This window comes from Mucilaginibacter daejeonensis (genome assembly GCF_020783335.1).
GTDB classification, from domain to species: domain Bacteria; phylum Bacteroidota; class Bacteroidia; order Sphingobacteriales; family Sphingobacteriaceae; genus Mucilaginibacter; species Mucilaginibacter daejeonensis.
The window spans coordinates 2,236,144-2,249,081 of record NZ_CP086068.1 but is presented as its reverse complement, the minus strand read 5'-3'; the positions used below and the strand labels follow the sequence as shown (position 1 = coordinate 2,249,081).

The 12,938-nt window shown below is 44.3% G+C and carries 8 protein-coding genes; all 8 read right to left on the bottom strand.

Features of this window, described 5'->3' with window-relative positions; genetic code table 11:
- Positions 1 to 20 precede the first annotated feature (20 nt).
- Complete coding sequence (locus LLH06_RS09420; RefSeq protein ID WP_228173115.1) at positions 21 to 920, bottom strand: ROK family protein; 900 nt, start codon at positions 918 to 920, stop codon at positions 21 to 23.
- A 119-nt stretch (positions 921 to 1,039) separates the two neighbouring features.
- Positions 1,040 to 2,056 carry a LacI family DNA-binding transcriptional regulator gene (locus LLH06_RS09415; protein ID WP_228173114.1) on the bottom strand — a complete coding sequence of 339 codons (1,017 nt, stop codon included), beginning with the start codon at positions 2,054 to 2,056 and terminating at the stop codon, positions 1,040 to 1,042.
- A gap of 620 nt (positions 2,057 to 2,676) precedes the next feature.
- Positions 2,677 to 5,217, bottom strand: a complete 2,541-nt coding sequence (locus tag LLH06_RS09410; RefSeq protein ID WP_228173113.1) for a zinc-dependent metalloprotease — start codon at positions 5,215 to 5,217, stop codon at positions 2,677 to 2,679.
- 9 nt (positions 5,218 to 5,226) lie between these two features.
- Entirely contained in the window at positions 5,227 to 6,594 is a 1,368-nt protein-coding gene (locus tag LLH06_RS09405; RefSeq protein ID WP_228173112.1) for a RagB/SusD family nutrient uptake outer membrane protein, read from the bottom strand.
- A 14-nt stretch (positions 6,595 to 6,608) separates the two neighbouring features.
- Positions 6,609 to 10,163, bottom strand: a complete 3,555-nt coding sequence (locus tag LLH06_RS09400; RefSeq protein WP_228173111.1) for a SusC/RagA family TonB-linked outer membrane protein — start codon at positions 10,161 to 10,163, stop codon at positions 6,609 to 6,611.
- 193 nt (positions 10,164 to 10,356) lie between these two features.
- On the bottom strand, positions 10,357 to 11,529 hold the full coding sequence (locus LLH06_RS09395; protein ID WP_228173110.1) for a FecR family protein: 1,173 nt from the start codon (positions 11,527 to 11,529) through the stop codon (positions 10,357 to 10,359).
- 121 nt (positions 11,530 to 11,650) lie between these two features.
- Positions 11,651 to 12,277, bottom strand: a complete 627-nt coding sequence (locus LLH06_RS09390) for an RNA polymerase sigma factor (RefSeq protein WP_228173109.1) — start codon at positions 12,275 to 12,277, stop codon at positions 11,651 to 11,653.
- Between the two features lie 101 nt (positions 12,278 to 12,378).
- Positions 12,379 to 12,846: a hypothetical protein gene (locus LLH06_RS09385; RefSeq protein WP_228173108.1), complete on the bottom strand. Its 468-nt coding sequence runs from the start codon at positions 12,844 to 12,846 to the stop codon at positions 12,379 to 12,381.
- Between the last annotated feature and the right edge of the window lie 92 nt (positions 12,847 to 12,938).

Below are 12,938 nucleotides of genomic sequence, written 5' to 3'. Positions count from 1 at the left end.
CGATCCGATCTGACAGGCTGTTAGTTTGTCGCGAAGATGTGGGATGGAGTTTTGGTTGGCCAGCTGCACGCAGCCCCTATTAACGCAGCATCTTCCCACAATACACTTTGCCTCACCTCTAGGTCTTTGTTCACAAATTGATTTAAGACGTGAGGCATGAACGTATCCATGCTCTTCGCTATGTTGCCGCCAATAATAATCACATCAGCTTGTTCGTCAACGGCAAAGGCATTTAAAAAGAAACCCAGATTAGTACCGAATTCATTAAATATTTGATCTTTCAAGGCTGTATCTTGATGGTTCAACAGTGCTTCGACATTAGTTAACGCCTCGCTCGATAATTCCAAACAACGTTTTTGAAACCATCGGGTGGATATGTAATCTTCGGCGATGCCGTCATGCATTTTATTTATGGCCCTGAAAACATCATTAGTTATGCCGTTGATGCTCACAGCAGAGCCAAGACCTGTTCCTAAAGTTATGCCTATAGCCTTTGAAGTGAACGGCACCTTACCGAACGTTACTTCGCCATGTAAAAAGGCCTCCGCATCATTTCTGAAAACGATATTATCAGGTTCTATTCCAAGCGCTTCTGATAGTAGCTTGCGGACGTTCATTCCATACAATGATTCGTACTTGTTCATGCCTTTGATCAAGGATATGCCCTCATTATAATTGAACGGTCCTGGCATAGCGATACCGATCTTAATAGCATCCCTGTTTTCGGAATCACACAGATCACATAGCGCTTCGGCCCACTTGCCTATCACGGTATCGGCATCTGCATGAGCGTCTACTTTAAGCCTGACCTTAGTATCGGCCATGATAGTATGATCATCGGGCACAACCTGCGCTGCAGTAATATGTGAGCCACCGATATCAACTCCAATGATTTTGTAATTAGATAGGCTTGATCTCATTAAATGGTTGTTATAGGTTTATAGGATAACGGTAGCAAATATGTAAAACGTTTTAGCAAATTCATAATCACATCTCTGTAATTTTATAAAATTGCCACAAGTTACTGATAACCAGGGTTTTACTTTTTAACCGAAGAATTTCGGATTATTAACGAAGTAGGCACGACGATCTTTTTGGAAACTTTATCGCTGACCGTTTTCTTCAACCGGGATAAGAGCAGATTGATGGCATGTTCAGCGATCTTGTCTGTGGGTTGAGACACTGTGCTGATAGATGGAGAATACAATTCGAACAGTTCGTAATCGTCAAAGCTTACAACACCTATATTTTGAGGTATGTGGAGGTTTTTAGCCGACATGGCCTTTAGTCCGCTTACACATAAGTAGTTGGTAGCAAAGAATATGGCGTCGACTCCCCTTTTGCGGTCAAGGAATACAGAGATCTGCTGCATTGCCTGCTCACTGGTCTTATAAGCGATCTCTTTGACTAATTGGGGTAACCCGTTTGCCGCCATCGCCTTTTCATAGCCAGACAAACGATCCTGCATTTGAGGCTGTAAAGAATCTATCGTCACAAATGCGATGTCTTTGTAACCGTTATCGATCAAATGACAGGTAGCATCATATGCACTTTTTTCATTGTCAACAACCACATGATCTGTTTCGATCGCTGGCAAATAACGGTCGATCAAAACGACAGGCTTACCGCTTTCCAATAATAGCTTAATATCCTGTTCTATGCCCTCAGGGGGTACAATGATGTAACCATCAACATGCCTTTCACTGTACATTCCGATCAGCTCTCGCGTTTTTTCCGTTGCGTTTTCGGTGCTGCAATAGATTATCTTATAGCCACTTTGATATGCGATGGCCTCAATCGCACGTGCTATCGCCGAAAAGAAGGGGTCGGAAATATCTTCAACCATTAAACCAATAATGTTGGTCTTGCCGGTACGTAGACTCCTAGCCAGCGAACTTGGCTTATAGTTCACTTCCTGCACAAAATCTAACACCCTTTTTACCAGTTTTTCGCTAATGCGCTTCTCCTGTGCCCTGCCGTTTAATATAAAAGATACCGTGGTGATAGACACCCCGAGTTCTTTCGCAATATCATTGATCGAAATTTTCTTTTTCATCCGCAAAGAGCATTTTAAGCAGGAGCTAAAATAAAAACGATGGAGTGTTTAGCAATGTTACAGGTTTACTTTATAAGGCTTGATCAAAACCTCATACCGAGTGATCAATTCTTTAATGATTTGTTATCGAACTGAAATTTTATAAAATCTGAAAAATTGAATCGTATTTGCAAATATAGCTAAATCATTTTATGCGATAAACCAACAGTACCGATTAAATGAATTACACAAAAGTTTTGCAGCTACACTGAGCAGTTGTCCCCGTTAGCAAGTCAACGATCAGACTTATACGATAAGACGTTCGTATATCGATGGTATAACTCAAATAAATATAAACCCCGAAGTACTTCTGGTAAATCTTGAAGGCGCTTTTTATTCTATTTTCGGCCGGGTTCGGTAGAATAATCAACGTCATTCTGATTGCTTAATTAGTCTTTAATTCATTCAAAAAAAGCAATAGTAACATTTGCATAATACATTAACGGTACAGATACAAAAAACTAATTCAAGTGGAGCTCTCTCGTATTTACAATTTATATACACCGCTGCAAAAAACAAAGCCCGCACCCTTGGATATCCAAGGAGCACGGGCTGCACTCATAACTAATTAACTAACTAAACTATTTATTCAAACCCGAGCGCTCAAGGTTGACTTTTTGGGTTATCATACTATTCATCTGTTGCAGATGGGTACGGGTAACAGCATTCAACCCTTTATTTTTTGTTGCTTTATTGAATAATGCCTGCAGATGGTTGAGATTGTTACGCATAATGCCATTTAGATCACTTACTGTGAAATGGTATGTATTCATCGCAAAAATGGTATTCATCTCATTAGGCAGATAGGCTTGCTGCAATAGACGGTATAGATACATTTTTTGAAGATTGCGGCGGTACACATCAACGTTTTTGCCCGCATATACTTCATTGAGTATCCCATGATTCAGATCTGATAGCAATTGATCTACGGTGTAGGTCTTATACTTATTCACCACCTCATCGGTGTACATATGGCTTAATCGCATTCTGGTGATCACACCGTTAATAGTGCTCTCTTGCAACTTGCTTAACTCGATTGGAAAACTGATCGAAAAATCATTTTGCAGGTCAGGTAGATCAAGCCATTTAGGCGTATCGAAAACCTGCTTATTTAAAAATGATATGGCCTGCTTTTGGCGAGTATATGGCACAGGCGTGTAAACAGGCTTGTTTTCAAAATTCACACGCACGGTGTGATAGGTTCCGCCAACATTTTTGATCACATGGCCTACGTACAACGAAAGTTGTCCCCAAACCCCTTCGTAACCCTTCAGGAGCTCCTCTTGCCCTTCGTAAGGTTTGCTTAGCCAGCTGTGCAATTGTGGAACGATGCGTTTTAGGTTCTTAATACCATAAGAACCGGCCAGCATCGCGTTATCGCCAAGGTCTTCATTTTGCGACCGTGGGTCAAAATATTCGGTCTCGCCACCGAACCATAAGCGGTGATTATTGCGAATAGAATCCGTCACTACTTTTACCATGGCTTTATGCTCATCTTGAGCTGATGCGTATTCCGGACGCCAGGTATATCCCCATTTGATGGCCCATTTGTCGTAATCGCCGATGCGTGGGAATAAACCGTATTTGCCAATGTTATCTTCAGGTTGTGCAACGTAGTTGAAGCGCGCGTAGTCCATGATCGAAGGAGTGTGACCGTTGGCTTCAACCCAAGCTTTATCGCGTAGCTTTTCGACCGGAACTGTTGAACTTGAACCAAAATTGTGTCGAAGACCAAGTGTGTGGCCTACCTCATGCGACGATACAAAACGGATAAGTGTTCCCATTAATTCATCGTCAAAGTCTGCCTTACGGGCGCGCTTGTCAACAGCGCCAGCTTGTACCATGTACCATTGTTGTAAGATCGACATAACGTTATGATACCAGAAGATATGGCTCTCGATGATCTCGCCGCTACGAGGATCGGCCACACTCGGTCCCATTGCGTTAGCCACAATTGACGGACGGTAAATGATGGCAGCGTGATTGGCATCATCTATGCTCCAAGTACTGTCCTGCTGTTTGGTAGGAGCTTCTTTTGCCATGATCGCATTTTTAAAGCCTGCTGCTTCAAAGGCTTTTTGCCAATCATTGACACCTTGCATCAAGTACGGCACCCATTTTTTTGGAGTTGCCGGGTCGATGTAGTAAACGATCGGTTTTTTAGGCTCTACCAGTTCACCACGTTTGTATCGTTCCACATCCTCTGGTTTAGGCTCAAGGCGCCAGCGGGTGATGTATGTGGTGTTTGAAACACCTTGTGGTTTGGTGTCAAAATCACGGAAAGAGGTAGTAAAATAACCGATGCGTTCATCCTGCAAACGCGGCTTCATTGGGTTAGAAGGGAGTAACACTAATGAGCAATTCAACTCTACGGTATAGCTTGAATTGGTAGGGTTCTGTCCTGCAGAGTATGTCTTTACTGCATTGATCTCCACATTAGTAGGATAAGTGTTGATATGGTCTACATAACTTTTGTCCATTTGCTGTCCACCCATGCCAGCATTGTCCTTGAACTCTTTCCGTTGAAAATAGATAACATCGTTGTCGGCGTTCAAAAAGTCGGTCACATCTACCACTACTGCCGACGAATCAGGCTTAACCGATGTGATCGGGAACGACGCCACAATGGTGGTCAGGTTGTTTTTAACCAATCCGGCGAACATGGCCGAAGTGCTGTCTTTCGACATCTCTTTGAATGACCGCCTACGGATGAACAGCTTACTATCAGGACCTTTCTCAAAATCATACACACTCTCGCCGATCTGGTCGCCCGCATAGCCGGACGAACCGTGACGCATGTCCGTAGATGCCTTTGATATCCGGCTAACGGCAAGGATGTCGCGATACAAAATATTATTGGGTATCTCAAAATACCATCGGCTGTCCTTTTTGTGGACCGTGAAAAAGCCATGTGAGGTTTTTGTTCCGGTCGTGACAATGGTATTATAAGGCTTCAGCGCCGTCGCTTTTTTCAAGCTGTCGGCACGTCTTTGCTCGGCCGATATAGGGCGCGCCGGAGCAGCTACCACTTTCTTTTTCTTTTGCAGCAGCGAGCACGCCGATATAGTCAGCGCGATACCTGATGCGGTAAAAAACAGAGTGGTGTTTTTACTCAAATTCATAGTAGTTGTTTATCTGGGATTCTGTGTTAGCTCTGGATTTTGTAATATGTATTTATCCGGTATAGGGAATATATATCGGTTGCTGGTAGGCTCCAGCGTGTAGGTAACGCCTTTGAACCTGCGCGTCACTGTGTTAATGAAACCGGCGTCTTTGACCAAACGGCGCTGATCGAACCAGCGGTAACCGCGGCCCATGAACTCGCGCCCACGCTCATCGATCACCACATGCAAAGCGGCATTAGCGGTGCTCGCTGTAAGATCATAATACTCGGCAGGCTTGAACCTCTTTTTACGTAGCGTATTAACGGCATCCATGGCGTTAGCGATATTACCGGCACGGGCCTGGCATTCAGCTTTGATCAGCAGCATCTCCGGTACACTTGGGCCAATATATATACCTTCAGTGTTCAACCGTTGGCGAAATAAGCCGCGCCCAACGGTAAAGTTGGTTCCTAGTATGGCCGAGCCGTCTTTGGTAAAGACCACATAACGAAGGTCCTTAGGATCATATAAGTTTACAGCCGACGGGTTTAGCGGTATGTTCGAGATGAATAGCCCGGCACGTTTAAAGAACATCTCTTCTGGGTTGGCCAATTTAAGCGGCAGAACAGGGGTCGCAGCCAAATAATTATTAAGATCCAGCAAGCCATTTTTTAAAGAAAGCGCAAGGTTGGCGTAGCGTTCGGCCTCAGTGAACTCACGGGTATTGAGGCACACCCGCGCCATCAATGCATAAACAGCCAGCTTTGACGGATTTACGTTGTACGTGGCCACATCGGGCAAGTAAGGCATAGCATTAAGCAGGTCGGTCTTCACCTGATCATATACCTGTTTTACAGGAGCCCTGTCCAACGAAGCGAAAAGGCTTGGAGAGAGCAGCAGTGGCACACCCGGATCTGTTGCAGCTGTGGCGCCATCATATTGTTTACCGTACATGTTCACAAGTGTGAAATAGGCATATGCCCGGTGCACCAATGCAGATGCCTGGATGGTCTTCTTCTGTACGTCGGTACCACCCTCGCTACCTTCTACACCGGTAGCAACAGTATTGAAAATGTTGATCTGTTTGTAAAATGATGCCCAGTCGGTATCATCCTCAGCTGAAGTATATATTTTTTCAGCCCAAATGTAACTGTTCACTTGTGCGCTTAAAGTAAGACGGGTGTACCATGTCTCATCTTCTACGCCAAAGTCATCGGCCATGTAAATAGGATATGAGTAACCAGGCTCTATGGTTTGGCCATAATTAAGCAGTGCCTGATAGTCAGTGGTATATTTTAAAGCTCTTACCTGCTCAGGTGGTATCTCTACATATTTGCGGCAGGCGCTGGCACAAAACACCAGGCAGCTTAAGATTAGTATTCTAAAATTATTCATGATGAATGAGGGCTCTAGAGTGAAACATTGAGGTTGAACAAGTAGGTAGCGCTTGGCGGCAGATTGGTATATTGTCCGGTCACTTGGTAATCAGGGTCTAAACCTTCTTTATTAGCACGCCAGATCAAGCCTAAATTAGTGACCGAGAACCCGACATTGACCGCCTTTAAGAACGGCGCTTTACCCAATATCGCCTGCGGTAGATTATAATTGAGTGATACCTGTTGCAAACGGACGTTACCGGCATCTTTCAAGTTAAGGTCTGAACCAGCGAACCAACTAATGTTGTTGAAGTTGTTGTTTCCCAGACCAGGAATATCGGTGACAGCTTCATCGCCGGGTTTACGCCAACGGTTGGCCAAACGGGCACTGTTACTTATTAAGCCTGATGCATTGGTGCCGGTCGGGAAGTTGCTGGTAGTGATGTCGGTCATTAAGAATTTATAACCCAGGCTGTAGGTGGCCCTTACGATCAAACTCAGGTTCTGATAGCGGATGGTATTGGTCCAGCCACCAAAGTAAGGCGGAGTGGTACGGCCACCATAAGCCAGATCTGCATTGGTAACGCTTCGTGATCCGTTCACGTTTAAAATAGTACCATCTGCAGCGTATATACGCGACTGACCTTTGTTATCCAGACCTGCCCAGCGATAAACAAAAATGTTATCGGTAGGATAACCCTCGGTCACCAACGGAGCGCCCCCCTGGCTGGAGGTGCTTTTAAGCCGCTGATCGGTAATGGTGTTGGTAGCGTACGAGAAATTGAACGAAGACTGCCAGTTCCAGTACTTGGTGGCTATGGGTACACCATTGATACCGAATTCCACGCCCCTGCCCTTAGCGTTGCCGGCGTTATATTGCAAGGTGGTATAACCATAAGTAGCATTATAAGGAAGGGTGATGAGCAGATTGTAATTCTGTTTTTGATAAACATCTGCCGATATGGACAACCTCTCGTTGAAAAAGCCAACATCAATACCTTCGTTTATGGTACGGGTGGTCTCCCAGGTCAATCTGCGATTAGCGGGCGCACCAATGCTGGCTGTGGGTTGCCCTGTGTATGGATCATTGGACCCAAGATTGACGATCGCATAAGCTGCACCCGAGGCAGGTATGGATCCTCCTGTACCCAATGTGGCACGTAAGTTAAGGCTGCTAAGCCAGCTAACGTCTTTCAGGAGATCTTCGCGTTTGGCATTCCATCGCAAACCCGCAGAGTATAACGGTATCGCCCTTTCACGACGTTCGAGTCCCTGATTAGTATAGTCATCAAAACGCACACTTCCACTTGCATAATACTTGTTCCGGAATGAATATGTAGCTAAGCCAAAGTAAGACAGATAACGTTTAGTATTCTTAAAGACGGTACCATCACTATAACCCAGCGTTGAGGTGCCGCCGAACAACGTAGCATAAGAAACCGTAGGGTTAACCACCGCCGAAGTTGACAGATCTTCGTTATAGCCATAACGGGTTTGCTGACCACCGTTATACTTGTATTGCCGTATCTCGGAACCAGCGAGGAGATCGATGTGATGATCAACAAAGTTCTTATTAACGTTGACCTGACCACGAACGCTGTAATCGTCATAAGTTCCGTTAGCGGTTTTGTACACACCGCCGTTCGGCACACCATAGATCAGAGTAGTGCCATTTGTAGTGGTGCCATTGTTGATGAGATAGCGGGTGTCGTAGCTGTTCTGGTTTTGCAGATTGTATTGGTTGGTCAACTGCTTTTGATACTGGCCCTGCAAACTAACCGACAACCATGAGTTGATCAATCCCTTTATGGATGTACCCAAACGCAGCGCATTTTTGTTCAAAATGGTATTATTATAATTTAACTCATCTATGGCGTTATAGCCGAACGGCTGGTAACCTAAGCGCTGTAAGCTATCTGCTGTACGCTGATTAAAGTTGATCGGTTTACTTACCTGACCACCGTTAGCATCAACCAGTAATTCGTATGGTGCAAATCCTTTAGCACCTGTGCTCAAAGCCTGCGCAACAGCAGCGTTAACCTGGCTTTTAGAATTCACATAGTTAATATTCGTAGCTACCAAGATGTGTCGGTTCAGAAAATCATTGTTCAAATTCGAGGTCAACGAATAGGTCTCACCGTAATTACTACGATACACGGGTACATCTTTCGAGTAATTAGCTGATAAATAATAACTGCTATTCACACCACCACCTGAAATGGAAAGATTATGTTGCTGGCTGGAGGCGTGCTGCAATAGGTACTGGCGCAATTGATCACGGTTAGAACGGGTAGCCAGTTCACTTAAAGCCGCATCACGCTGGGCTACGGTGGCCGTGCCCCTTTTTACGCGGAACATCCATTCCTGCGCTTCACTTACGGGGCCAGCCCTTCTGTTAGAGTTGGGATCGGTAAAGAAATTTTTGTCGAACATCTCCTGCTCCAGATCGATGTACTGACCACTGGTCATGGCTTTTGCGCTTGAAAAATTGGCAGCCGCTGATGTACTTAAAGTGGCATTATAGGTAATGGTCGGTGCTGAACGCTGACCTCTTTTAGTGGTGATAACGATCACACCATTAGCAGCTGAAGCGCCCCAGATCGATGCTGCGGCAGCATCTTTCAAAAAGGTGATACTCTCAATATCATTAGGGTTGATCGTGTTTAATACCGAATTAACAGAAGTATTAGGTTTTACCGACGTCCGGTAATTATTACCATTATTAGGGTTGCCATCTATGATGGAAGTGCTTACGGTCACCAAATTTTGATTAGCGGCTGGAAACCCATCTATGACGATGAGTGGTGGCGTAACGTTATCAGACGTCAGGCTGTTGGTGCTGCGCATCTGTATCACATTGTTACGCAGATCAAATCGCACACCGGGAACCTTGCCGGCCAAACGCTCCAATAGATTTAAGGTTGGTGTGTTCTCTATATCCTTCCGGCCCACTACGGTGGTAGAGCCAGTGATGGCGTTCTTGGGTAACTGCTGATAACCGGTAGACACTATCACATCCTCAAGGCTTTGCGGTTTAAGCGATAGCTGGACGACCATGGTCTCAGATGCCGTCTTTTCATATGTCGCATATCCGACATATGAAAATTCCAGCACATCGTTATCCTTTATCCCCCTGAACAGGAAAGTACCTTTGTCATTAGTGAACACACGGCGATCAGTACCTTTCAGGGTGACGGTAACATTGGCGAGAGGCAGCCCTGTTTCCACATCAAGTACCTTACCATTAGCATCAATATTGCTGAACAGGCTTACCATTTTTTCGAGTAGCCCTTTCTCCTGCGGTCTGATCACCACCGTTCTGTTCACGATGGTGTAAGTAAGTGATCGCTGTGTAAGGGTCTTATCTAACACGTTGCGTAACGGCTCGTTTTTAAAGTCGGCCTCGAACTTTAGCTGCTCATTTACCTTGCTATCTTGCCAAAGCACATTGTAACCCGTTTGTTTTCTTATTTCGGTGAACAATTGCTTGAGCGATGCGTTATGCTTTTTGAAAGTAACGTTTTGGGCTAACCCCGCAGCGCTTACCTGGATCAAAAAAGCGGTCATGAAAAGAACGGAAAGTTTCATGATTCGAATGAGTGATTTGTTTAGGCATAGGAAATGCCCAGATCTGATGAGATCCTGAAAATTCATTACATTTGTTTGTTAGTGATTCAGTGGATTGTGTGAATAAGTCGATGCTGAACACTGATATATCAGGCCGGGGATGTTGGTAGCATTCCCGGTCGTTTTTTACAGTGAAGCGTGTTGGAGGTAAAGATCAATTCATAGCAGTGACCACCCTCCCTTCTATCTTAAAGTGAACTGATCCGGTTGCTTCTAAAACTTCAAGCAATTGCGATAGATCTTTGAAGCGTGACAGCGACCCGCTGTATAGCTGTTTCTTCACATTTGCGTCCTCAAAAACTACCTGCACATTATACCAGCGTGCAACCTGCTTCATGATACTTTCCAGATCCTGATCGTTGTAAACGAATAAGCCGTTCTTCCAGGCAATAGCATCCTCGGCTTCCACCCTACTTACATTTATACCAGTGGCAGAAGATTCGGCCTGTTCGCCGGGTTTTATCATTTGGCCAAACCCAGCCTCTGTTACCCTTACGGAGCCCTCGAGCAAGGTGGTCAAGATACCTGCGTTATCACGGTAACTATTGATGTTGAAGCGCGTGCCCAACACCATTACCTGCTGATCAGCGGTCATTACGGTAAATGGTTTTTTAGCATTGTGGGCAACTTCGAAGTAACCTTCCCCGGTAAGCGTTACTTTGCGGTCGCGCCTGCCGAACCTGATCGGGAATTTCAAAGACGAGGCAGCATTGAGCCAAACCTGGCTTCCATCAGGCAAGTTTATTTGGTATTGCCCGCCTTTTGGTGTGGTTATGGTGTTAAAGCTGACAGTATCGTCAACACTGTTGCCTTTGTTATCGAATTTATAGATCAACTGTCCGTTGCGAGTTTTAAATATGTGCATCCCTGGCTGCACGTTCAACTCGCCACTTTTTATACCTGCCAGATCAATGATCTTACCATCTGCCAAGGTAAGTGTTGCCTTGTTCGAGCCGGGCGATACGTCATTTTTATACCGTAATGCGATGCTTTGTTTATTTGAAACGTTATAACGGAGGTACAGGGTAACAGACAAAGCTACAACCAGGATCGCCGCAGCAGCGTATGGCAACCAGGTGTACATCTTCCTGACCTTATTTTTACTTTGAAAACGAGGGTTGGCTATCAGGCGCTTATATAGGTCGCGCATTTCATGATGCTCTACATCGTCTGGAGACAGGGAGTTCCAGATATCATCCAACGCGGTATCAATCTCGTCGTCGTTCCCTTTCAGTTTGAAAAAGCTGATCAGCTCTAAGTATTCTTCTTTACTGATGGAATTATCAGCGTACCGACGCAGCAGATAAGATATTCGTTGGTTACTCATGCAATATATAAGCTTAATTAGGGCTTAACAATTACATTACACCTGAAAAACGAAGATGTACTATTCCGTTGTGATTTTTATTTTGAAATTTTTGATTTCCGAAGGATCCCGCAACACCTGATCAGATATTTGGCTGGTTTAATCTACTTCTTAGCGTCTTTAATGCCGCAGCTAGGTGATTTCGGACAGTATTTTTAGAAATATTAAGCTGTTGAGCTATTTCATCATAGCTCAAACCTTCAAATCTGCTCATTTTGAACACCTGTTGCTGTTGTGGAGGCAATATAGAGACACTTTCGTCTGTATAACGTTGCAAATCGTTCAATAAGACCATCTCTTCCGTCGCGTTACTGAAATTTTCCAGAACTTTCCACAGCTCTTCGACGGCGCGTTGAGAATTCGCGACTTGCCTGAGTGAATTTATAGCCAGTCGTTTTGTAACAGTATATAGATAAGGCAAAATGGGCAACTCGATATTGAGTTTATCACGGTTGGCCCAAACTATCAGGAATGCATCATTGACTATTTCTTCCGCCTGCTCTTTGTTTTTAAGCATTTTAAAGGCAAAAGCATATAGTTTTCTAAAATTTTGGTTGAATACGTCTTCGAATGCATCCTCATCTCCTGCTTTAAAAGCCGCTACTAAAGCCTGCTCGTTAAGATCAAAAGCCTCCGCCCGAAGCCATGTAGGGCCGGAGAAAAAGGAATTTAGAAAAGTCCACCAAAGCGGACCATAGACCGTCATCATTATTCTTCTTTAACAAAAGCCAGCGCTCAAAAGAAGCTTCACACAAGTAGTTGCAAGGCACTAAATTTAGCAAAAGTTTAAATACATTACGCAAAAATATATCATTCGGCACTATTTGAGCTGTGATCTTTCAAAGGCAGTAATTCTTTTATACGTTTCAAGCTTTTATTGAACACATTGAGCTCGACGTCCTGTACAACAGTGTTGGTTCGTAAGTCGGTAATTACAAGAAATGGATAGTTCTTTTTGAATAAGCTAGTGAGCGGCCTGTCTTTCAAGTCGCGTTCCCTTTCTGTCAAGGCGAACTTGAAATTGGCGAAGGGATAATTTACTTTGTTGATGGTGATGGCGTCAGTTGTAATGGTACAGATATTTTTGAAATAGGTGATCAGCACTATGAGAGGCATAACTACGAAACCAAATAAACTGAACACTCCCACGCGATAAGTGGCTGCATGACCGAGAATGACACCATCGACAAGATTATAAATAGAAGCGAATGCGATGATCGGTGTTAGGATAGCATAAAAGAGAACAACTTTTTCGGACAGGCAGATATTGGTCTTCATAACGATAGGTTCATTTGTTAAATGGAATAGGTAAATATTGCTTTCACTTCGTCTTGTCCATAGATAAATGGTCAATTACCGTTAAGCATATA